This is a genomic window from Ruegeria lacuscaerulensis, from assembly GCF_013034745.1.
Lineage (GTDB): Bacteria > Pseudomonadota > Alphaproteobacteria > Rhodobacterales > Rhodobacteraceae > Ruegeria > Ruegeria lacuscaerulensis_B.
In genome coordinates this window covers 56,821-78,402 of sequence record NZ_WQGP01000008.1, presented here as the reverse complement: position 1 = coordinate 78,402, position 21,582 = coordinate 56,821, and the positions used below count along the sequence as shown (strand labels likewise).

At 52.9% G+C, this 21,582-nt stretch carries 16 protein-coding genes and 3 pseudogenes; 4 read left to right on the top strand and 15 right to left on the bottom strand.

Features of this window, described 5'->3' with window-relative positions:
• On the bottom strand, positions 1–1,122 hold the full coding sequence (locus tag GOV79_RS16490; RefSeq protein ID WP_170790578.1) for a mandelate racemase/muconate lactonizing enzyme family protein: 1,122 nt from the start codon (positions 1,120–1,122) through the stop codon (positions 1–3).
• On the bottom strand, positions 1,119–1,676 hold the full coding sequence (locus tag GOV79_RS16485; RefSeq protein ID WP_170790576.1) for a TetR/AcrR family transcriptional regulator: 558 nt from the start codon (positions 1,674–1,676) through the stop codon (positions 1,119–1,121). The genes GOV79_RS16490 and GOV79_RS16485 overlap by 4 nt, the downstream gene beginning before the upstream one ends.
• A 282-nt stretch (positions 1,677–1,958) precedes the next feature.
• Here GOV79_RS16485 and GOV79_RS16480 point away from each other — a divergent pair.
• Both GOV79_RS16480 and aspT read left to right on the top strand, forming a co-directional pair.
• A pseudogene (locus tag GOV79_RS16480) lies at positions 1,959–2,219 on the top strand (transposase); the annotation flags it as partial.
• A 177-nt stretch (positions 2,220–2,396) separates the two neighbouring features.
• Positions 2,397–4,097: an aspartate-alanine antiporter gene (gene aspT, locus GOV79_RS16475; protein WP_170790574.1), complete on the top strand. Its 1,701-nt coding sequence runs from the start codon at positions 2,397–2,399 to the stop codon at positions 4,095–4,097.
• Between the two features lie 99 nt (positions 4,098–4,196).
• On the opposite strand, the gene GOV79_RS16470 is transcribed toward aspT, so the two are convergent.
• Complete coding sequence (locus GOV79_RS16470) at positions 4,197–5,828, bottom strand: bifunctional aspartate transaminase/aspartate 4-decarboxylase (RefSeq protein WP_170790572.1); 1,632 nt, start codon at positions 5,826–5,828, stop codon at positions 4,197–4,199.
• A 420-nt stretch (positions 5,829–6,248) separates the two neighbouring features.
• Positions 6,249–7,634, bottom strand: a complete 1,386-nt coding sequence (locus GOV79_RS16465; RefSeq protein ID WP_170790570.1) for an SLC5/6 family protein — start codon at positions 7,632–7,634, stop codon at positions 6,249–6,251.
• 939 nt (positions 7,635–8,573) lie between these two features.
• On the opposite strand from GOV79_RS16465, the pseudogene GOV79_RS16460 reads away from it, so the two are divergent.
• Positions 8,574–8,750 (top strand): annotated as a pseudogene (locus tag GOV79_RS16460) (DDE-type integrase/transposase/recombinase); the annotation flags it as partial.
• Positions 8,751–8,836: 86 nt separating this feature from the next.
• Here the strand turns inward: GOV79_RS16460 and GOV79_RS16455 are convergent.
• Complete coding sequence (locus tag GOV79_RS16455; RefSeq protein WP_214648135.1) at positions 8,837–11,164, bottom strand: caspase family protein; 2,328 nt, start codon at positions 11,162–11,164, stop codon at positions 8,837–8,839.
• A gap of 23 nt (positions 11,165–11,187) precedes the next feature.
• Positions 11,188–11,472, bottom strand: coding sequence for a hypothetical protein (locus GOV79_RS16450; protein ID WP_170790514.1), 285 nt, complete (start codon positions 11,470–11,472; stop codon positions 11,188–11,190).
• A gap of 107 nt (positions 11,473–11,579) precedes the next feature.
• Between GOV79_RS16450 and GOV79_RS16445 the strand changes: the two genes are divergently transcribed.
• Positions 11,580–11,867: a hypothetical protein gene (locus tag GOV79_RS16445; RefSeq protein WP_170790559.1), complete on the top strand. Its 288-nt coding sequence runs from the start codon at positions 11,580–11,582 to the stop codon at positions 11,865–11,867.
• Between the two features lie 266 nt (positions 11,868–12,133).
• On the opposite strand, the pseudogene GOV79_RS16440 reads toward GOV79_RS16445, so the two are convergent.
• The 9 genes and pseudogenes from GOV79_RS16440 to GOV79_RS16400 form a co-directional block, all read right to left on the bottom strand.
• A pseudogene (locus tag GOV79_RS16440) lies at positions 12,134–12,718 on the bottom strand (transposase); the annotation flags it as partial.
• A 151-nt stretch (positions 12,719–12,869) separates the two neighbouring features.
• Positions 12,870–13,955, bottom strand: coding sequence for a hypothetical protein (locus GOV79_RS16435; RefSeq protein WP_170790557.1), 1,086 nt, complete (start codon positions 13,953–13,955; stop codon positions 12,870–12,872).
• Positions 13,956–14,073: 118 nt separating this feature from the next.
• The gene (locus tag GOV79_RS16430) at positions 14,074–15,255 is read right to left on the bottom strand and encodes an adenylate/guanylate cyclase domain-containing protein (RefSeq protein WP_170790555.1); all 1,182 of its coding nucleotides are present in this window, start codon (positions 15,253–15,255) and stop codon (positions 14,074–14,076) included.
• A gap of 417 nt (positions 15,256–15,672) precedes the next feature.
• A complete protein-coding gene (locus tag GOV79_RS16425) occupies positions 15,673–16,557 on the bottom strand; it encodes a DUF302 domain-containing protein (protein ID WP_237218045.1) in 885 nt (294 codons plus the stop codon).
• Positions 16,544–16,927 carry a DUF4345 domain-containing protein gene (locus GOV79_RS16420; protein ID WP_170486677.1) on the bottom strand — a complete coding sequence of 128 codons (384 nt, stop codon included), beginning with the start codon at positions 16,925–16,927 and terminating at the stop codon, positions 16,544–16,546. The genes GOV79_RS16425 and GOV79_RS16420 overlap by 14 nt, the downstream gene beginning before the upstream one ends.
• A 10-nt stretch (positions 16,928–16,937) precedes the next feature.
• Positions 16,938–18,863, bottom strand: coding sequence for a DUF3604 domain-containing protein (locus GOV79_RS16415; RefSeq protein ID WP_170790553.1), 1,926 nt, complete (start codon positions 18,861–18,863; stop codon positions 16,938–16,940).
• Positions 18,864–19,105: 242 nt separating this feature from the next.
• Positions 19,106–19,864 (bottom strand): SDR family NAD(P)-dependent oxidoreductase, encoded by a 759-nt coding sequence (locus GOV79_RS16410; RefSeq protein WP_170790551.1) that lies wholly within the window; start codon positions 19,862–19,864, stop codon positions 19,106–19,108.
• 18 nt (positions 19,865–19,882) lie between these two features.
• Positions 19,883–20,704 carry an ABC transporter permease gene (locus tag GOV79_RS16405; protein WP_170752976.1) on the bottom strand — a complete coding sequence of 274 codons (822 nt, stop codon included), beginning with the start codon at positions 20,702–20,704 and terminating at the stop codon, positions 19,883–19,885.
• Between the two features lie 7 nt (positions 20,705–20,711).
• Complete coding sequence (locus GOV79_RS16400; protein ID WP_170790549.1) at positions 20,712–21,563, bottom strand: ABC transporter permease; 852 nt, start codon at positions 21,561–21,563, stop codon at positions 20,712–20,714.
• Between the last annotated feature and the right edge of the window lie 19 nt (positions 21,564–21,582).

Below are 21,582 nucleotides of genomic sequence, written 5' to 3'. Positions count from 1 at the left end.
TCACGCTTGGAAGCTGGCAACAGGATCACCAAATATCTCGGGATTTGGGGTAACGCCGAGACCCGGACCTTCGGGTAGCGCGATAAACCCGCTTTCGATGCGAATACCGTTTTCGGGGTCATAGTGCCCGTCGATGTAAGGTGCGGCCACCCATGCTCCTTCGCAAAGGTCGGGGCGCACGGTTGCTGCAACATGGACACAAGCCGCCGCGATAATGTCGCCGCCCCAGGCATCGTCGCAGGTATGCGGCAGGTTGCGGGCTTCGCAGATATCTCGGAAGCTGCGCATGTTGGTCAGTCCTCCGATGCGCGTGACCTTCATTCCAAACCCGTCTACTAGGCCGGCCCCCGCTGCGCTGATCACGGTATTCAAGTCAACGCTGCTTTCATCCATGTAGATGGCGTGGGTGACTTGCGGGCGGATCTTTTGCAAGTCTTCGACCGTGTTGCAGGGCTGTTCCATAATGAACGGAATGTCGGGGCATTCGCGGCTCACGCGCAGTGCATCGCGCGTTGTCCAACCTCGATTGCCGTCAACCGCAAGACGCATTCCTGAGTTCTTGATCTGCTCCCATACTTTCCGGATCGTTTCGATATCCAGCTCGACCGGACGCCCGCCTACCTTCACCTGAAGGCGCGGATAGCCCTCATCGCGCTTATCAGCAGCGAGCCGGGCGATCTCATCCGGAGCACCCACACCTGTCGCATAGTAAGAGGGTACGCGTTCCGTCACAGCACCCCCGAGGAAGTCTGCCACTCTTATCTCAAGCAACTTGCCCAACAGGTCGTGCGCTGCGATGTCTATCGCCGCTTTTGCATAGTTGTGGCCATTGAGCAGGCTGTGCATCTTTCGTTGCAACACCAATGGCCAGAGCGGCTTACCGATCAAATCTTGTGCAATATGTATCAAAGCCGCGCGTGCGCCAAGCGCATGCGCTTCGGCATAGGTGGGGCCTACCGGGCAGGTCTCTCCCCACCCTTCTGTCCCATCGGTCGCTACAATCTTCACCAGTGTTGTGTCCAGCGCCCAAACTTCGGCATTGGCCATCGTATAGGGTCCATTCTTTACCGGCAGATTGTGCTGATAGATATGGATCTCTTCGATTTTAGGACCGTGACTCATGTGATGCCTTCCGTTTCCAGCACTTTGCGGGCTGCAAGAAGCGCAGATTGGGTGGCCGCCGCAGGACCCCTTAAGCGGGCCACGTCAGTCAAACCTTCGTGCAAAAGAAACAAGGTTTCGGCTGCGTGGCGCGTGTTCTGGTCTGGAGCAATACGTTCTAAGCGGAGCTCAAACTCATTCGCCAATTTGAGCTTGTGCGCCTTAACCAGATCGGAGATCGGCGCGCTGTTGGGGTGCTCCGCCAGTGCATTCAAAAATAGACACCCAGTGTTTGATACATCACTCAACCAGTCACCCAGTCGCACAAGCGGGTACAATACATGGTCAATGCCCTGTTTCGGACCACCCGCAAGCCACTCGAAATATGCAGCGTCCCGATGCTCCAACGCGCCAACAATCATCTCTTCACGGCTCGGGAAATGCTTATAGAGCGTGCGGATCGAAACATCTGCACCTGCACGCAATGCCTCGACCCCTAGGCCCGCGAAACCCAACTCCGAGAATTGTTGGTGAAGGGCACGAGCTATCTTTTGTTTGTTTCCAATCATAAACATAGTGTAGAACGTTCGCTCTACCATCCGCCTAAAAAAACGTCATGCGCGTGCCGGTTCGCGACGTTTTATTTGGCAGCTTGGTTGCTCTGGTCTAACAATCGACATTTTCTGAGACGCATCTACAGCACGTTCCCATTTCATCGCAGAGAGACCGTTCTACCTGGTGCGCCTTAGGGTCAGGACCCATTGATTTCCGCGTTGGTGCATGAGTCACGGTTCGAAAAACGAGCCGTGACCGTGTCTGATCTTTTCTGGCTCACAGATGCGCAGATGGCGCGTCTTCGGGAAGCGTTGAAAGACAAAGGGAAACGAGCCTGTATCCCTGGCCGGAAGCAGCGGAAGAAACCGGTAAAGTACGACAGGCGTCGATACAAACGGCGCAACCGGATCGAGATCATGTTCGGAATGTTGAAGGATTGGCGGCGTGTGGCAACCCGCTACGACAGGTGCCCCAAATTCTTCTTGTCCGCCGTCGCACTCGCAGCGCTCGCCATATACTGGCTACGAGACCTGACCCTAAAAGACGAACAGTGTATGGTGTGACCTGCATTCCCAAAACGGCTATTGGGTTCCACGTTCACCTGCCCTTTAAAAGAGTTTGTTCCAAGTAGTTTCGAAACGACCGCACGACCTCGGGTGTTTAAATTTTTTGTTTTCAATACAGTAAGGCTCTGTATCTTTAGGGGAAAGGACCAGCGTTTGGACTCTGGAGATTTCAAAATGGAATTGATTACAGAACAACTTCGCGCCTTCCCGATCATGGCTCTGTTTCTTTGTCTGGGCCTGGGATATGGCGTTGGAAAGTTTCGGGTCGGCAAGTTCGAATTAGGAGGCATTGCTGGCACGTTGTTGGTGGCGGTCTTTATAGGCCAGATCGGCGGCATCAATCTTAGTACCGATGTTCAGAATGTATTCTTTTCCCTCTTCATATTTATGGTCGGTTACAATGGGGGGCCTCAATTTTTTGCGGCCTTGAACCGAACTGCGCTGACCAAGCTATTGGCCGCGTTTATGATGACCGTCTGGGGGTTGTTTTTTGTTATCGTTGTTGCTCGGTTGGCGGGCTTGGACAAAGGGCTGGCCGCAGGACTGGCCGCTGGCGGTCTGACACAATCTGCAATCATTGGCACCGCTGGAAACGCCATCGATCTGCTTGGGCTCGCCGCTGATGAGGCGGAAAAGCTGAAAACCAACATCGCTGTAGGATACTCGGTTACTTACATCTTCGGCTCAATCGGCCCGATATTGGCAGTTAGCATCATTCCCATCATCATGCGTGTCGATCTGCGGCAAGAAGCGATTAAGCTGGCTCAGAAACTCGGCGGCGGTGGTCCCAAACTAGAGGAAGGTGAGTTCCTTCCCATGAATCGGTTCGACGCCCGCGCCTATCAGGTAGATGCCGATGCAAGCATTGCTGGAAAATCCGTCAAGGACATCGAAAGTGGCTATGATGGTGATCTGATCGTCGAACGGTTGCTCCACGATGGCGCTCCTGTGGATCCGACTCCTGAAACGATAATCAACGCCGGAGACGTTGTGGTCGTCTCCGGCCTCGTCACGACTTTGACCCAGTTCGAGGGGAGCGCCAGTGGTGAAATCGGAGAGTATCCTCCTGAATTGACCGTTGTTGAGGAGCGTCGCAACGTCGTGGTCACCAACCGTAAACTGACCGGCAAAACCTTGGTGGAGCTGCGCGAGGCTCTGACGGCAGATCAAAGGCGCGGTGTTCATATCTCAAAGATCACTCGCATGGGCCATGATGTCCCCGTCCTGCACAACACGGAGATCCACGCAGGTGACGAGATCAGTATTGTCGGTCACAAGGACGACCTGAACCGAGTTGCCAAAGTTGCGGGCTATGTGCCGCCTTCGGCCTCGGTCACCAATTTCATTGCATTGGGGATCGGCGTCGCCATCGGCTATCTGATCGGAGAGATCAGTTTTGTCATCGCAGGAACGAAGGTGGCTTTGGGGTCCGGCCTCGGTTGCCTGGTTACAGGATTGATCATCGGCTATTTGCGCATCCGGCAACCCAAGATCGGCGGTATTAACCGTGGAGCCGCTAATTTCCTTCAGAGTTTCGGTTTGGCCGTGTTTGTTGGTGTGGTTGGCCTAAATGCAGGCAAACCCGCACTGGAGGCGATTCAGGAATATGGGATCACGCTTCTGCTTTTAGGCGTTGTGGTTACATTGATGCCCATGATCGTGCAGTTCCCGATCAACTATTTTGCCTTGCGTATCAAGAACCCGGTTGAGGCCTGTGCGGTTGTGACCGGATCACGCTCGGGTAATCCCGGTTTTGCGACACTCTTGGAAAAAGCCGGGAACTCGACACCCACACCGGCATTCACAATGACCTATGCCGTGGCCAATATCTTCCTGACACTCTGGGGGCCTTTGGTTGTGGCTTTTGTTCCGTAAGTCAGACCGCACAACAATCAGAGTCCTGGCTTGGAAGGGTGAGATCAGCATGATTACCAATCATCATGCTGAACCTTTGCTCTGCGCTGCAGCTAGACCTCAACCGTGCAAAGGCAGTCCTTTCGAGGCACGGTAGGCCTGCACGTAGCCAGTGGCCACTGCGCGCACCGCTCTTCCGATCTGGCGGTAGGCACTATCATCCAAATTGGCAAACGATACCCGCGCCGACCAGTTAGGCGCGTCAAAGCCCGATCCATTCAGCAACACGATCCCGTGGTCCTGAGCCAGTTTGAAGGATATATCCAACGGGTGCACATTCTCCTTGATCCACTCGACGACCTCTTCACCGACGTATTTGCGAAGCCAGAATTCGAAGTCGATAATACCGTAGTATTTGTCGAACAGCGGGTTATCGGGAACTTCAATGCCCATCCCTTCGACCAGCTCGTCAAAGCGATGTTTCAGAATACCCCAGCAGAATTTCTGATAGGCCTTCTCTTCGTCCATAAGCTCGACGAGTGAAAACAAGGTCATCATCACCTGTTGCGGCAGCGATAGACCTGCAGTGTGGTTCAGCGCAACATCGCGGCTGTCGGCGACGATCCTGTCGATGAACTTGAACGAGGATGGATCAGGCGTCAACGTTTCGTAGCGTGCGTTGACGATGGCCTTGGTTTCATCCGGAGCATCCGCAATCATCTTGTCGAAGATGTTGTTCTCGGCCACCAAAATCGCGCCCAGACGCCATCCGGTGCACCCAAAATACTTGGAGTAGGAATAAACCCCGATGGTGTTCTCGGGCAGATGCCCCAAGATCGACTGAAAGTTTGGAACGAAGGTCCCGTAAACATCGTCAGTCAAAATGATCAGGTCCGGGCGGCGGGTCTTTACGAACTCGACGAGCCGCGCCGAGACCTCTGGGCTGATAGCGACGGAAGACGGATTGCCCGGGTTGACCAGAAAGAGTGCTTTGACCTTCGGGTCGGACAGGATTTCGAAGTCTTCGTCGTTCAGTTGAAAGTGGTCCTCTTCCTTCGAAGAGACATCCACTGTATTTAGCCCATAGTCTTCAAGGACGGGCATTTCCAGATAGGGCGTGAAAATCGGTGTACCCAACGCAATGGTGTCACCGGCATTCAGCAATCGCTGGTTCTTGAGCGCTTTGAAGATGTAACACATCGCTGCGGTTCCGCCCTCAACCGCGTAGATATCGAACTTCGCATCCGGTCGGTGCCCCGCGCACATCGCCCACACAATGTATTCGTGGACAATAATTTCGTTGTGTTCCATGCAACGGTCGGGCATCGGGTAATGGTCGCCGACAATACCGTCGGTCAACTCGAGCACAAAATCGTCAGGCGTAAATCCAAATTTCTCAATCGCAAAATCAACTGTGGCCACCAAAGTATCCGCACCAGGAGGGCCGTTTCCTTCAACCGATTTGGCGCAATACGTCTTTAGCCTGTCATAACATCCTGGCCCTTGCGGCATCCCAGCCAGACCAACCTCCGGCTCATTCCGATGGCGCTGAGCTTCTGTCAAGGCGAACTGTCCCAAAAGGAAAAATGCTTCCCGCGCTTTGGTAGCGATCCAGTTGGGGTTCCCTCGACCGGCATTTAGGTATGGCAGAGCCATCTGCCGCGCCTCTTTTTGCGCCAACTTGATAAGTTCGTCTTTGATTTGGAAAGGACTTAGGTTTTCAAATTTATGCAGGTTGAGCGATTCTGGCATGACATCAAATCCTTGCGTTAAAATAGATGACCTGGTTCAGCGGATCGCATGCAGGGCAATGTGTCAATTAAAACAACACCAATTGAAGAGGCCGGTGAGAAGCGGAGGATTGTTTGTCTTCATTGGAAGCCTTAGCTGCAACCATTCTACAAGGTAGTCAGAATGATAGAAATTGTGCTGAAGCTCTGCGCTTGGAACTGACATTCCAAATGAAATTGGGCAATTCGCTAGATTAAGCAAGAAAGCCATTGGTCGGGACCGTTGAGGTGATTGCAGCGAACCACAGATTTGTCTGCAATCTGCGAGTACGATCATTTCCAGATTGCGCGATTGCCGCGAACGACGGCAATGCGGGCGCGGGCGCGGTGTCAGAGCTGCGTGACGAGTGTCTCTTATAGGCCGTTCAAGCTGTCGCGCTGGTCAGCTATTCGCCCGCAACCCTGCGCGCTGCGACCCAATCCAGACAGCGATGCATCCCACGACCAACACACAGATACAAATCTGCAAAAGCTGCTCGTATTTGTGCCCATCAATGAGGACCTGCGCCACAAAACCCTGCCCACGGAACAGGTAAGCCATTGCGCCAAGCATGGCGGCGGCAAAGCTGACAAGATACGCCCAGAGGGCCACCTGTCGACCGCCAATAAGCCCAGCCAGCAGGATCGGCGTCAAAAACATCGAGGCGGTGCCCGAGACCGCGACGGCATCAAACAGGGTCTGGTTACCCCAGAGCGTCAGCGCCGCGCCCGCGACTGCGAAGAGGGCCATGGCAATGCGCCCACCGGTTAGGGTGCGAGGGGCTAGGCGCAGTTCTTCAACCACCAGTCGCGCGGCCGAAGACAGCGCGGAATCCAGCGTCGAGAGCGCCGACACCAGGAGTGAAACCAAAAGCGCCATAAAAACCCAGCCCGGCAGGGATTGCACCCAGGTGCTGATCAGCTCGCCCTCATATGCCGCCCCATCCAGTGCCGCCTGAATGCCAAAGAACCCAAATGCCACGATGCAAAGCGAGGAAATCCAGAACGCGTGCAAGAAGCTCTTCCGGGTTGTATCGCTGTCCGCAATAAACCCACGATCCATCATGACCGGATCATGCACGGGATAGGAGAACACCTGCAGAAAAGCCACGACCAGCAAAACCCAGCCATTGTGCGGGCCCGAAGTGCCTTCGGCGGTCAAAACCGCGCCCAGATCAAAGTTGGGGCTGAGAACCAGCGCGACAAAGGCCAAGGCGAAGACCACAAGAAAGACCGCCATCTGCAGAACATCCGTCCGAAGCGCTGCGCTGAGCCCGCCCCAGGCCGAATAGGCCAGCGCCAATAGCCCGACCAAAAGGATCGAATACGTGCCGATATTGGCGCTGTCAGGTGCTAGTGCGCTAAAGATCAGACCGACCACGATCAGGTTGGCAAAGACCTCAGACAAGAGTCTGAGAGCAATCACGAGGTTATAGCACCCTGTTCCCATGGTTCCGAAACTGTCGCGGAGCCAATCCTGAACCGACCGTGCACCCCGCGCGCGCAACCGTTGCACTACAAAACCACCAGTCAGGAAGGAGCCGTAATACGCGGCATAGGCCAAAACCCCTGCGATGCCGTAGAAATAGCCCAGAATGGCAGAATTCATGAGGGAGCGAGCAAAAATCCAAGTTGTGACTTGGCTCAGCACCAACGTCCAAAGGCCTGGCGCGGCTCCTTCGTTGGTTGTCCCACCAAAGAAGCCCGAAACCGAAGCACGCCGAGGCGATGCCCAGAGACTTGCCAGAATGACGGCACCGAATAGAACAATAATCGCCGAAACCTGCATGGATTCTCCTGCTGTTGATCTGTGGCGCAGCTAACAGGCAAGTGCGCCAACGACCATTCAATTGAACGTGAAGCTGATTGTGGGCGTTGCGTCGCAAACTTCTTGGAGGGCGGTGTTTGTGGAATTGGCAACATGATATTAACCGGGCGGCGTCAGTTGATCGGGCAAACCAAAGGCAGCATGAACACTAAGTTGCATGCTGCTACAGATAGTCTGGGATGCCCGATACGCTTCGCCATATCCGCCTGGCAGTTCAGCGACTACACGGGCGCTCGGGCTCTGATGATTAGCCCGGAACCTGATATTCGCACGACGACAGCGAATGAGGGCTCTTTCCGTGGACTGTGAGTTCGGCCGCCTAAGAATTTCGATCCTTTGGCGAACGGCAGGTTTGATGGGCCGCAGCGCAGCGTCGGCGTGCTATAACCAATGGCAGGAATGGGCCCAATTTGGCAGATCGCAAACTACACAAATGATCGAACAAATTACAAGATACAGCGACTGATCTGCAGCCCTGGATCTCACTTCGTTCACAAAAGAAAATATGACTTGGGTTGCCCTCAGATGTCGGATACTCACCGCTTTTCTGGTCTAACTACGACGGTTGGGTCAGGTTCGTGTGACGTTCAACAGGAAGGCAATTGTGGAGAAAGGAGCAACCAAATATTTTTTGTAAATTGCTATTAAACATATACAAAATTTTGTCATCTAAAATGCATACCACCCAATATACCTCACTTAACATTGGAGCCAGCGCTTCAATGCCTCAGGTTCGAGCATGACGGAACGACTGGTAAAACACATGAATAGCAGACACTCATACAAAGTGCAGCGAACGTCTTCTTCGAGCCAAACCTACCAAGTTGTTGCATCGTAGCAACGTCGGCTGAAGAGTGCCGACTACCACAAGGATGGTGGAGCTCAGATGAGGCTGCCTACATAATTGAACAAGATCATCGCTTCATCAAACGTCGCATCAGACCCATGTTAGGTTTTTAATCTTTCTCATTAGCTGAATCTGCTCTGGCCGGCATCGAATTAGTCAACATGATCCGAAAAGGTCAATTCACACCCGGAATCTCTCCGTTTCAGCAGTTTGCTCAACTGGCAAGTTAATAGATCCGCCCGCGCAATCTCTTCGACCTTCAAAGGAACCTGCGACAGAACCGTCTTTTGAGCCGATGTTTCCAGGCTTATCATTGTCAGAACAAATCAAAGCGAACCGGGTTTTGCGCCCAATAGACACGGGCTGCCAACAGCAATCTTTCCTTCGGATCAATTGTTGCCGCAAATGGAACGGGCACGCCGAACTTTGCACTGACATTCTCCAGTGCAAGCTGGGTTGCGGGCCCAATCAGGCCGTCCACTGCTATGTTTTCGCCCAGCTCGTTCAAAGCCATCTGCAAAGAACGGTCCAAATCCACCCGTGAAATCTGTTCCAGCTGTGCCCTGGCCTGAGCCGAGGCTTCTTCATTAGGCAATAGAACGGCCTTGGCAGCGCGTAGTGCTGCGTCAGCAGGTCCGCGTTTGGCCACTTGCCCATCTAAGATGATATATGCACCGTTCGCGCCACCCCAGGCATCGCCACGCGCAAGTGATTTGTCATACCACTCCAGCGCTTCGGTTCGAGATCTGCCCTGCAACTGATCGTTGAGGATCATTCGGGCGATGCTGGCTGGTGCGGTCGGGTGGCCGCCCTCTGCCGCAGCTAGAAAATAACCTTCGGCTTTGTTGAAATCGACTGGATTGCCGCCAAGCCCGAATAACGACACATAGGCAAGGTTATCATAACCATAGATGTCCTTGCGCAACTCAGATGCGCGAAGGTATCTCATTCCGCGTTCAGGGATGTAGTGGTCGGAGTTGTCGCGCAGAAAGTACAGCCCAAGTTCGTTCATCGAAAATGTATGACCGAGTTCGACGGAGCGTTCCAGAAGTTCAAATCCGCGCTTTTTTTCGTTTTCTGTTTCCCCATTCCGTAGCAGTTGCTTGCCGAGGCTGTGCATCGCGTAGGGGTCCTGTGCGGTGGTCGCGTCCTCTAGCAGCGCACGTGCTTTTTTGGGGTCATAAGGTGTTTTGGTTACGGCACGATCAATGCGATCAGTATACAGCAGAGTTGCAAGTGCATATTTTGCGCGGATATGGCCACCGTCGGCCGCCGCTGAAATGTTGCCAAACGCGTCTGACACCTGACCCGCAGCCTGCTGTACGCGTCCGAGTTGATAGAGAAACCGCATGTTGCCGGGGTAATCCTCAACCGCTTGTGTGCAGGCCGCCAGAGCGGTGGCGAGGTCCAGTTCATTTGGAAGGCGAAAGACGCCAACCCCGTTCAGATCCAGTGCATCTCCGGCTTCTAGATCGCAGGTATTCAATTCCAGTTCTAAAGTAACTTCCACCAGATGTTTCTTTTGATCCGCCGTAACTGCTTCAACCGAAAACGTGTCGCTGAAATCGGTATCTGCCAACTCGTTGGCCCGCGCGTCCGTTATTTCCGGTGAGTATGTAAGGCTGCCACTCGATGACTGACCGTTTGTTGTGACGACGCCGCGCCGTGGATTGCCGACAAGACGCAGGCTGAGAACTTCATCCCCGAGTTTCTGTTCCAAGGCTTCGGATATTTGGACGTTTTTGTCGAATTGCTGGCTCAGGTTCATAGACTTGGGCTCAGTTTCCAGCACAGGTTCTACATCTGCTTCCGTCTGCTGTTGCGCCAGATAGAAAGGACGTACAAGTGTCGAGCTTTCCCACGGGATTTGTTTGCCCGCTGTTGACTGGTGAACCTTTTCACGAATGATGGGAAACAGTTGTTGAATGTTCACGAAAGGCGAGGATTGTGCGGTTTGCAGAACGGCCGCGGTATAGGGGCTGTTCTGACCCTCGGCACCATCACTAGCCGCCGCACCGGGGGAGGTAGAATAGGCGACCAACGAGTTCAACGGGGTTTTGAAAACGTCAAACCCTTCGCGGGTTTCAAACAGGTTGGCATCCAGATCAGCCGCCAGCCTCAGGTCCTGGAAAGGATTGTCACGACATGAATCGAGGATCGCCACATGCGCAGAGCTTCGCGCCGACAGGGCGTCAATCACTCGGTCCAGCGTCATGGTTGCTAAAGGCACATCGTAGATACTTTCAAATTTTGCATCCACGGGCAGTAAATAGTTCCGGCGGCCGATCTGAATGCCGTGACCCGCGTAATAAAACAAAACGTCAGCTGAATCAGGAATATTCAAAATCGCAGTTCTAATAAGTTCTTCAAACTTGCGTTTGCTCAGGTCATAGCCGTCATACACCCGAAAATCGAAGCCACGCAGCATTTCAGCAATATCCTGCGCGTCCTTACGAGCGTTCGTGAGGTCTCCGACATTTGTGTAGTCTTGGTTGCCAATCACGATGGCCACGCGGGCCGAGGATATTTCTTCTTGGCTATTTGCGGCGTCCGTTTGCGCCAGCGCCATCTGGGTGGTTAGGAGCACGACCGGCACCCCGGCCAAAACCTGACCGAGTTTACCTTTTATCTCACGCAGAAACATTAAACGATCCTTTCAGATCAAACTCAGCCCCAGCTTCCGCCACCGCCGCCGCCTGCGCCACCGCCACCGCCTGCGCCACCGCTATTGCCTCCGCCATCGCCGCCCCCTCCTTCGTTGTCTTCGCCCGAGACAGGCGTGCTTCGGCTGACAGAAGTGGTTGTTGATGACGCAGGAACCGAAGCTTGCGCGGCAGCTGGCTGCTGCTCTGGAACCGGCGCATCCGGGACCTCTGACTGCGACCACGGCGTGCTACATCCGGCAACGGCAACAGAACAAACAACTAAAGTACAAATGGTTGAAATACGCATTCACGCCTCCTCAACAAAGTTCAAAACCCTTAGGACGGTACTGGAATACTTGGCACTGCGAAGTGTAGCGTAAATAAACTGGTTCACACAGGTAAAAGAGTCTTCATGTGCGCCGTAGGAGCGGCCGGAAGCGGGTTCTGGGCACCGGAAGGCCACTGGTTCTGCCGGATGGCCCGAACCAGTGGTGGGGCCTGGAATTCGTTTCCGACGCTTTGACCGATGGTCGCCGGTTCCGCATTCTGGCCGTGATGGATGACAATGCACGCGAGAACCCAGTTCTGCTGGCTGGCACACCCCATACAAGCTTGCGTGCCACGCGGGAGCTTGATCGGCTGATTTCGGAGCGTAGTCAACCTAGCACCATTGCCTCTGACAACGTCCTATTTGCGGAATGAATGGCTGATTTAGCATCAGGTCATAGTCATGCTGAAGCGTTCCAGCACGGTCAATTGTGTGTCAGTTCGGCGTTTTGGTTAACAATATGTCTCTCCTATAATATACATAGAGTACGCTTTTGCGGCTCTCACCGTCCTTATGACGAAATCTGCGGGTCGTTGAGCAGAAGGCCTGAACACTATCTGAGAGGTCGAATGCTCGCCTCTACGGCCCTTACAGAGAAAGGTCCTTCTGCTGTCGATCATCCCTCAAAGAAGGGACGTTAGGGTTCGCCGCGTTTGATGGCCTCGTGTGCCGCGCGGGCTATTTTTGCAGCGATTGCGGTATACGCCTTGCGGCGCAAATGGGTGTTCTGCCGATCCTTAGCGGTGTAACGCTCGAATTCGTCGCGGAAGCTATTGGTCTTTTGCATGATTGCCACCTGACCAGCCATCCAGAGTGTCCGTCGTAGCTGGGCATTGCCATATTTGGGCAGCTTGCTATGGCCTATGAATGTGCCGGATTGGATGGTTGCGAGGTCCATGCCACAGAACTTCAGAAATTGGCGGTGATGCTGAAAGCGGCGCAGATCGCCAGCCTCTGCCAGGATGGTCAGCACATTGATCGGCCCGATCCCTGGGATAGATGTCAGCTGCTGATAGCCGTCGTTGGTCTTGAGCAGTTCAACGGCGCGACCCTCAATCTCGATACGATGAGCAATCAGGTTACGTCCTTCGCCCAACACCAACCGAAACATCCACGCGGCATCTGAGTTCGGTTCAATGGGCAAACCCACAGATGACTTAGCTGTTCGGTAACTATATGCAAGAAAACGTTCTTTTAAGACTTTGCAACCTACAACCTGCCAGGCGTCAGCGAATAATGCCTCACTGGTGGCGGTGTTTCTTGCACACTACGCTTCACCATGAATTTAATGAACATGGTACGTGATGACAGGTTCCCCGCTTTGTCACTCCCGTTTTCAAGCGTAAACAAGCGGCACTCACGATATTTGGTTGGCCCTAACTGCCCGGGCCAAGAGAACAGGTCAGGTTGCCACCATACCACCCGGCAAACACGCCGCGCGAACGTTGGCCTTTGAGTTTTCTTTTCAAAAGCAATCCAGCTTGGGTGTTGGGATAGTTGCGAAGATAGGCCTCCGCCCAAGCAAGGTTGTGGTACCTATCGCTTCGCGTAGTCCAGAAAAATGTATCTTGGGGACCGCTTAAGCCAACTGGGTTATTCGGCGCAGCTGATGACTGAACAAGCCATACCAATGCTCCATGGATATCTGTCTGACGGCTCTTATGTCGAAAGCCTTTTCCACCGCCACGCCGCGATGCATCCATCGCAAGCACGAGGTACCCGTATGTGATAAACGTGTAGTGTAGTTGCCGCTTGGCCGGACGTTTGTTGCGAGCTTGGTCAAATGTACCGGCCAAAGGGGCATTCGGGCGCATTTGCCGCGCTAGATATGCTAGATCTCTTTCACCTTTTTTGAACGCTTTTCGATTACCTGTTTCTGCACCCCATGCCAAAAGCCCAGCCGCACGGGCGGCATGGCCTTCTTTGCCGTACATCTGCTCGAAACCGCCTACTGAGCCTGCCCTTGCTGCAAGTCGATCCCCCCAGTCTGCAATTGCGACAACTCTTGGGTCATTTTTTCCCAGAATTGCGCTTAGTGAGCTGTAAACCATCGACAAGTTGAGCAGGATGTTCGCTTGCCACCAGGCTGCGTCTATCTTCACGCCATCGAACAAGCCTTGTTTTTCGAATGATCTGGCCTGAGCGGCGGCTGCAAGTTGATCGGCGATCTGGCTGGCGTCCGCCTTGGATCCGGTACGAAGTAGATGGGAATTTGCTGCGCCGAGCTCATTCATGAAAACAGCGGGAGGTCGGTCTTTGCCGGATGCTGTTTTGAAGGGTTGAGTGATTGGTGCGGTTGTGAATTTGGAAGGCTTACGTTCCGGGCACCAGGCATTTCGGTAGGAACTATTCGCAGAGAAGAATTCCAGTCTTTTTTGGGCGTTTGCGAAATCGGCCGCCACGGGTTTTGCCCCTAAAATCCCGATACAACATATTAAAATTAAAACGAAAAATAACCGCATATCACCAATATCCCACTAGAATACTTATCACTGATGCTAGTGAGATGTTCGAGAATCAGTCAAGCACCAGTCTTGAATTACGAACCTTCCGCAAAACTGTAACTGGTACATTTCGGAATTAGGGTTTGGGAACCTCAACTATGAACGAACGCTTCCAAATTGTTGTGTCGTTCCAAAGAGGGCTGGTTTTGGGAACATTCGGGCCTTGAAAATTTCCGAAATCCTGATTGCCGCTGCTGTTATCAGGACTACCTCGCTTCCAATTGGAAAAACTCATGGGCTCACCATTTGCCCATCTCCAGCCACCATCAGGCTCCGCGCCTTCAGGGTCTTGCACCAAACCAATCAATGGTCCCAGAGCGAGGTTTCCTTCGAACGCCCAGTGTCCATCATCTTGCAGCGTCAGTTGATACACAAAGTCGTTTTCTTCTTCGTCAGTGATGGTAACGAGGTGTCCGCCCAAAGCTTCGGAAACCTTTTCAAGAATCTCAAATTCTGCGCCCCACGTTCTGATTACGTAGTAAGTCGAATCCTCGTATTCGCCGACGGTTACTAAGTCAAAAAATTCGAGCAATTCTTCGGGAGATGGATCTAAGGTCAGAAAGTCCTCGAGGTATTCAGGGTCAAAACTTTTGGCTTCGTCGGATTTGTTTGACAGAAGGGCAAAGACTGAGAAGCCAATAGATATTAATACAACTGCGAACAAGAGGGGCAAAAAGTACTGCCCACGAACCCAAGCCTGAAGTCGTCGCGCGGCTTTCTCGTAGGTTGGCAGGGTGGCCTCACCTACTTTGTACACCTTCAATGGTTGATCAAGGTTTTTGACAAAATGCTCGCCGATTTTTGTGAAGCGGTAATCCAAGCTTCCTTTGACTTGCTCAATAACGTTTTCGGCTAAACAGATTCCACCGGGTTCCGAAATCGTCTCAAGCCTGGATGCTACATTCACTCCGTGACCCAACAAATCACCGTTGGGTTGCTGAACGACCTCACCAATATTGATACCGATCCGGTACCTCATGCGGTCGCTTGTTCTAAGCTGAGCATTGTTAGCATTGTGTTGTTCTTGAATGGAAATAGCGGCTTCCACCGCGCCGGTGGGATTGTCAAAACACGCCAGCACGCTATCGCCTGCCGTGTTTGCGATCCTGCCTCCGTAAGACTTGATAATCGGATCCATAATCGAACGAAGCTCTGCGAGACGATGTAGGGTAGCCTCTTCATCCTCAGAAACGAGCTTCGTAAACCCAGCAACATCTGCCGCCAATATCGTCAATAGTCGCTTTGAGTTTTTGTACACATCAAACTCGCAAAAATACTCACATGATGTTCGAAGTAGGACATTTCAAAGTATGCTGGCAGATTTTGGATGCTGTATCAACAAGCGGCGATGGCGCTGCCCGCTTAGCTTGATTTCAAGCGAAATGATTTCATTTGTCAGAGAATGTAGCCAAGCCTACTGGAAAACGTCTCTAAAACTCAGAGAATGCTATTTCTTGACTAATACAACACCATCCAAAGTTATTGTTTGTTGATTGTCCGGAACAATAGCAGACTTTGGTAGCCATACCGCGAACGTCAGCTTTGTCCGCGCAGAAGACGTTGACTGAATTCTGCCGAACGTCTGCTTTGAGCCCAAAGCGGACCTCAGTTTTTGAAAGAACTCGTAGTTCCGCAATGCTGCAATTGCATCGTTTTTGCGATGCGCGGTATCGCTCTACTGAAGTGCTTTTTGAAAAGTTGCTGTAAGCCTTTCGTTCAGCGCGTGATGCGGTTTGGCTGATGAGCCATAATAAAGCTCGGCAAAGGCAGCAATATCATTGAAAATCACGACGGAGCCACCGTCATCGCCCGCATAAACCAGCAACTTTTGGCAAAATGCATCAAGGCCGATTGCCGGAAAGTCCTCCATTGCGATACCACCCGGTCCAGGTCCACCGAAAAGTAAAAGTACCGCTTTGGGTAATTCCGTACCTTGCGTCGCAGCTTCTGCTTTAAAGTCAATTTCACCAAACCAGACAGTATCGTCTTGGGCCATCACGATCTTGGTGAGATTTTCAACCGCCTCGGCAACACTTAGTGCAGAGGTCAACTCGATGACACCATAGTCTCTGCTGAGCCCATCTGTTGTTGCTGCATCGCCGTCGACCTCTCGCGTTACTTCTCCTAGTCTTTGAGAGAATGTGTCGAGTGCGGACTTGTCTCTGAGCCCATGTCGGACTTCCAAAAAATCCGAACCTGTGTGAATGACTTCAGCAGTACCATCCTGTGCGTAAGACAGAACGCGGAATGGTAAGTCGAGCCCCGCTCGTATGTTTTCTTTCAGAATGGGTGTGTTGATTTCAGGGTCCGAGAATATCTGAACACGCGAGGGCGGCATCTCTACGCCTTCGGCAGCCGCGAGCCGAGCGTGGTCAATCGAGGCAATGGAAGCCAATCCAGCCTCCTCGATAGCGACCTCAATCAACGTAATATTTTCGTCCACCGCTTCTTGCACGGAAGACGCCTGCGCCATCATTGCGGTAGCAAATATTAGAGATATTCCCGCGAGCGAGCGATGCTTGGTTCGAACTACAGTCATAATAACCTCAAGTGATTTCATCATTTCTTCGCAACGAAACAAAGGCCAACACGCCGAATACCAATTCGGCCACAAGATAGAACAAAAGAACGAACCCAGGCATGCCATCCAATATAATGCTCAGCGCGCGCCCGGCAGCTAGGCCCACCATAAACAGAAAAAGCACCCAGAGCGCGGGGCGCTGCAACTCCGGCTTTCCTGCTGCGATCAGCCAAAAAACGGCATTTGCCAGATAAAGCCCCATTATGGCTCGGAAAACATGCGCTTGGTTCGTTCCTTCCACTGGGAAGCCAAGCAAATATGTTACTGTGACAGACGGTACGAGCCCGTAAGATAGTGCGATCGGCACGAGGCCAAGTGCTGCTAGGAGCAGCAGCATGCGGTCAGTCATTTTAGCCTTCCTACTGCTCGGGTGTATACCAAATAGGTGACGTATATGCCCGTTCTTGGTGCGAACGCGGAACATCAGCGTCCATCTTCATCCCATAAAACTTCTCGTCATACGCCTGCCAGGTTGGCGTTGGTATTTCGAGAACGCGTGCGTAGTAGTACGCTGGAAGAGCAGGATCAAAATCAGGGTCAGTCCACACACCTCGCAGCTCGGCGGTTCCGATGGAGTTAATGTAGGTCGCGTTAGCCTCGTCCACTGTAGACCCAACCGGTTGCCGAGCACGCCCGTCCTCACCGATTTCGCGTCCATCCGAGACGGCAACATCATAGATGCGTTCCTGCCTTGACCCTTCCGCGTCAATCCAGCCTTTGATAATCTGCACGCGATCCAGATTGGCCGCGCTCACATCCTTTAGTGCGCCGAGCATAAACACCGGAGCGGTTGCCTCGCCCTGCGGCGGCAGATCTCCTCCCATGGGAACTCCGCGGGAATAGCCGATGTCGACGACATTTGGACGGAATACGTCTTCGCCTTCGAAATCCCACCCCCCAAAAAAACGGACCGTTATGCGGGTGCCTGTAGTAGCATATACCTCTTTTGCCTGCATGGCATCAAAGATGGCTGAACGCGTATTCTCCCGTGCCCAAACTCCAGCGAGACCGGAAGCGAGAGCCTCATATTCAAATGTGGATAACGTTTCGTCACCATTAAAGGATTGGATCACATAATGCTTCCACCGATCAGGTGAAGGTTCAGACGATGGCATCTTCCCCCAGAAGTTGTCATCCCGTGTCGTGGACACTGCGGTATGCGCGTCGGTGGCTCCAATCTGGCCAAATTTGAATGGATTGATGCCAAGTTTCTGTTCTTGTTGCATGCCGACCTGCAACGCTGACCGCGCATACTCATAAGGCAGCATCTCAGGTTGTTTTGGTTTAAACCCACCGATATCGCCTTTGTCCCAGGTGCCGTAGTCGGCGAACTCATCGTCAGGTGACAACGCAGGGTGAGCCTCTCCATCGCCTTTGATTTGCGTCACTTCGATTATTGGCTCCCACCGCATGCGCGTTTCCGCATAAGCAGTGTCAATCGGTTCTCCGTTCAAACGCTCAGTGGCAAACATGAGACCGTTGGACAGGTTGCCATTGTGAGGGATCGCCATGACGGAGCCTCCAGTCAGGTCTTCGTAGTCTTGCATGTAGGCCCACAAATCTTCCGGATCAGGGCTGTCATACGCGGAAAATGGTGTCACTTGGCTGGCTTTGCGGCCATCCTCTTTGAAGAGCACGACACGGTGCAGGTTGGATGGCGTTTCCTGATTGTTTATAGACGTCCATTCAAACCCTATGAACGCAGTAAAATTTCCCGGGTCGTTATACTGATCCGCCAGTTCGATCTGCCGGTCCCAAATAGTACGATCGAGTTTAGGATTGTCGATAATGTCTCGGTTCTGCGCCACACCGTCGTTGCCCCAAAGCTGGAAAGCCGCATAGCCTTCTCCGGCTTGCACAAGGTCATACAAGCGCTGTCCGTATTCGGTCGCGAGCAGATCTCTGTTTGCCTCCTCAAGCATTACTGGCAAGCCGAGATTTTCAGCGTGGTCAGAAACCACTAGGAAATCGAGAGGCCGGTCAATACGCAGTCTCTGACCTGACGAAGTGATCACTTCTTCACCCTTGGCAAACCGATAGGCATCCACCGGCGTGAGCGTATTTCCAATCATTCCGGCATCTGTTGAAAACATCGTATGCAGGTGGGTGTCACCCCAATAAAGACCCTCTGCGAGGCCACGATTTTTAACAGTACGTTCGATGAACGGAGAATAGTTTTGTGGTGGTCCCGAAACGTCTTCTTCTGCGGGCCCAATATCTTGACCGAGAGCAAAGCTCGGAGAAACGGTAACTGCCAGTAGTGCTAGTGAAATTTGTTTGAACATCGTGATCCCCCAAAACTTTGCACTAGGTAAATCCATAAAAAGCCTACCCATAATGCACCGCTGGGATCAACAGGCCAAAGGTCTCGCTATCCAAAAGTATGTTTTCGGACGGCAGCTTTGTCCGCAATTCGGACGTTGAGCAGATTTCACTAAATGACCGCTCTGAGCCCAAAGCGGACTGAAATGTGCTCGCCAAAATGAATTGCGGCGATAGACATTCTCTTGAGCGGTCTAACCCACCACTAAATGCATTCACCGCCATCGATAACCAGGGCTTGCCCCGTCATAAAAGCGGATTCATCTGAAGCTAAATAGACGATCCCATGGCCAATCTCTTCAACTGTCGCCCATCGACTCATGGGGATCGCCTGCTCGATGTAGCTTTCCAGTTTGGCACGGCCTCCCATCTGCTTTTCGAAGCCTGCATTGAAAGGGGTGTCTACAAATCCTGGACATAGGGCATTGAAACGGATTGCATGGACAGCGTAGTCGGCTGCCATCTGCCGGACCATCGCAACAGCAGCGTGCTTTGTAGTCGCATAGGCGATCATACCCCGGTCATATTGAACCCCAGAATTGGAGGCCGTGACGATCACGCTGCCTCCACCTTGTGATTTCATATGGGGGACGGCTGCACGCGCGGCAATGAAGTGAGCGCGGACATTCAATGCCCAAGAAGCATCCATTCCATCTGGTTCCACTTCTTCCAGCGTTCCTTCGATCTGCAACCCAGCGTGAGAGTGCAACACGTCAAGCCGACCGAAGTTTTTAACTGCTTCGTCTATGGTTCTGGTAAGGGCATCGTCATCGGTCACATTAAGCTGTATGGCAGATGCTTGATTTCCCTGCGCAACGATCGCGGCCAAAGTGGCTTCAGCAAGTGTTGCATCGCGATCGGTTACCACAACATGCGCACCCTCTTGTGCCATTGCCATTGAACCCGCCCGACCAATTCCTGATCCCGCGCCCGTCACGAGCGCGACCTTACCTGCAAGCCGCATGTCACTTGGCTCCTTTATTTAATTATTCGATTTTGAGGCGCCTCGGCGCAAAAGCAGCTGCGCTGCTACGAGCAACAAGAGCGACGCGCCCATAACCATAGTGCCGATGGCATTGATCTCGGGTGTTACGCCGCGCCGGATGGATGAGAATATGTAGATTGGCAGGGTTGTTTCTGAGCCAGCTACGAAGAACGCGATGATGAAATCATCAAATGAGAAAGTGAAGCTGAGCAGGAAGCCTGCCAAAATTGCCGGTGCTATCAACGGCAGGGTCACCTGTCGAAAGGTGCCCCAGGGCGTCGCAAAGAGGTCAGCCGAAGCTTCCATGAGCGCGCGGTCCATACCCGATAGCCTTGCACGTACGATGATTATGACCAGCGCCATTGTGAACATGGTGTGGGCGGCGACAAGCGTGGGCATCCCCATGGAAAGTTGCGGGGGATTTGCTCCATCGGGCCATAGGCTTGCAAGAAGCGGGTTTAGCCAGCCGAATACGGTGACCAGGGCAATGAGTGTCGCGATGCCGATGACGATACCGGGTATCATTATCGCAATATAAATCATCGCATCAAACAAAGTTCGGAGCCATCCCTTAACCCCTTGTAAAGCGATGGCCGCCATGGTTCCGAGAGTGGATGCGAGGCAAGCAGTTATGAATGCCGCAAGCAGACTGGTCTCGAGCGCGTCCATTACAAATGGGTTGTTCAGCGCTCTACCATACCATTGGGTCGAGAACCCCATGAACTGGCTTGCGTGTCGTCCGGCATTAAAGCTGAAAAGCGCGATGATGCCGATTGGAATATAGAGAAAAAGGTAGACGCAAATCGCGTATAAGCGCATCGGACCCTCACATCAGCGAGACATCTTCGCGCTGGCCACCCAGGCGCGCGACGAATTTCATGTAAATTGAGACAGTGACAAGCATTACGACAACCAGAGTCATTGCGACCGCCGATCCGTACGCCCAGTTCCGAGACTGCAGGAACAGGTCCACCAGCGCATTTCCGACGAAAAAGACCTTTCCGCCGCCCAAGATCGCTGGGATCAGAAACTCGCCCATCAGCAAGATGAAGACCAGCATGCAGCCAGTTGCGATACCAGGTACCGACAAAGGAAGTGTCACCTGACGGAACGTACGCCATGGGGTAGAGCCGAGATCAGCCGATGCTTCCAGAAGGCGTTTATCCAGTTTGTCTAAGCTTACAAAAATCGGGAAAACCATCAGAGGTAGATACCCATAGACAATCCCGACAAGCACAGCGAACGGCGTATTTATCAGGCGGATATCATCGATGCCGATCGACTCCAGTAAAGCGGGCAAGCCACGCCCCCCAAGGATGAAAATCCAAGCGTATGACCGGATCAGGATCGATGTCCAGAACGGCACGATCACTAGGATCAACAGCGAAGTTCTCCACTTTGGTGAACAACGCACCGCAAGAAAGTAGGCGAGCGGGTAGGCAATTACCAACGCAGCGATAGTCCCCAGAGGTGCAAGGATCAAAGTGTTCTTAAACGCCGTCCATCGCGCAGGAAGGTTGGCATATTGTTCCAACGTGAACGCTGGAACGTAGCCTCCGGCGGCACCCCGTTCGCCAAAGGAAAAGACGAAGACGACCAGCAGAGGAAGGGCTAGCATTACCAAAAGCCATATTCCTGCTGGAGCCAGCAACAGTGCTTTTCTGCCTCGTTCGGTCATTTTGTCCTCGTCTTTTCCG

What these genes read in the sequence shown, in the direction of transcription:
- GOV79_RS16420 (WP_170486677.1), bottom strand. Translation starts at nt 16,927, where the DNA reads ATGACTGACCGCATGCTGCTGCTCCTAGCAGCACTTGGCCTCGTGCCG.
- GOV79_RS16455 (WP_214648135.1), bottom strand. Translation starts at nt 11,164, where the DNA reads ATGTTTCTGCGTGAGATAAAAGGTAAACTCGGTCAGGTTTTGGCCGGG.
- GOV79_RS16465 (WP_170790570.1), bottom strand. Translation starts at nt 7,634, where the DNA reads ATGCAGGTTTCGGCGATTATTGTTCTATTCGGTGCCGTCATTCTGGCA.
- GOV79_RS16415 (WP_170790553.1), bottom strand. Translation starts at nt 18,863, where the DNA reads ATGTTCAAACAAATTTCACTAGCACTACTGGCAGTTACCGTTTCTCCG.
- GOV79_RS16490 (WP_170790578.1), bottom strand. Translation starts at nt 1,122, where the DNA reads ATGAGTCACGGTCCTAAAATCGAAGAGATCCATATCTATCAGCACAAT.
- GOV79_RS16435 (WP_170790557.1), bottom strand. Translation starts at nt 13,955, where the DNA reads ATGCGGTTATTTTTCGTTTTAATTTTAATATGTTGTATCGGGATTTTA.
- GOV79_RS16405 (WP_170752976.1), bottom strand. Translation starts at nt 20,704, where the DNA reads ATGCGCTTATACGCGATTTGCGTCTACCTTTTTCTCTATATTCCAATC.
- GOV79_RS16470 (WP_170790572.1), bottom strand. Translation starts at nt 5,828, where the DNA reads ATGCCAGAATCGCTCAACCTGCATAAATTTGAAAACCTAAGTCCTTTC.
- aspT (WP_170790574.1), top strand. Translation starts at nt 2,397, where the DNA reads ATGGAATTGATTACAGAACAACTTCGCGCCTTCCCGATCATGGCTCTG.
- GOV79_RS16400 (WP_170790549.1), bottom strand. Translation starts at nt 21,563, where the DNA reads ATGACCGAACGAGGCAGAAAAGCACTGTTGCTGGCTCCAGCAGGAATA.
- GOV79_RS16425 (WP_237218045.1), bottom strand. Translation starts at nt 16,557, where the DNA reads ATGAAATCACTTGAGGTTATTATGACTGTAGTTCGAACCAAGCATCGC.
- GOV79_RS16450 (WP_170790514.1), bottom strand. Translation starts at nt 11,472, where the DNA reads ATGCGTATTTCAACCATTTGTACTTTAGTTGTTTGTTCTGTTGCCGTT.
- GOV79_RS16485 (WP_170790576.1), bottom strand. Translation starts at nt 1,676, where the DNA reads ATGTTTATGATTGGAAACAAACAAAAGATAGCTCGTGCCCTTCACCAA.
- GOV79_RS16410 (WP_170790551.1), bottom strand. Translation starts at nt 19,864, where the DNA reads ATGCGGCTTGCAGGTAAGGTCGCGCTCGTGACGGGCGCGGGATCAGGA.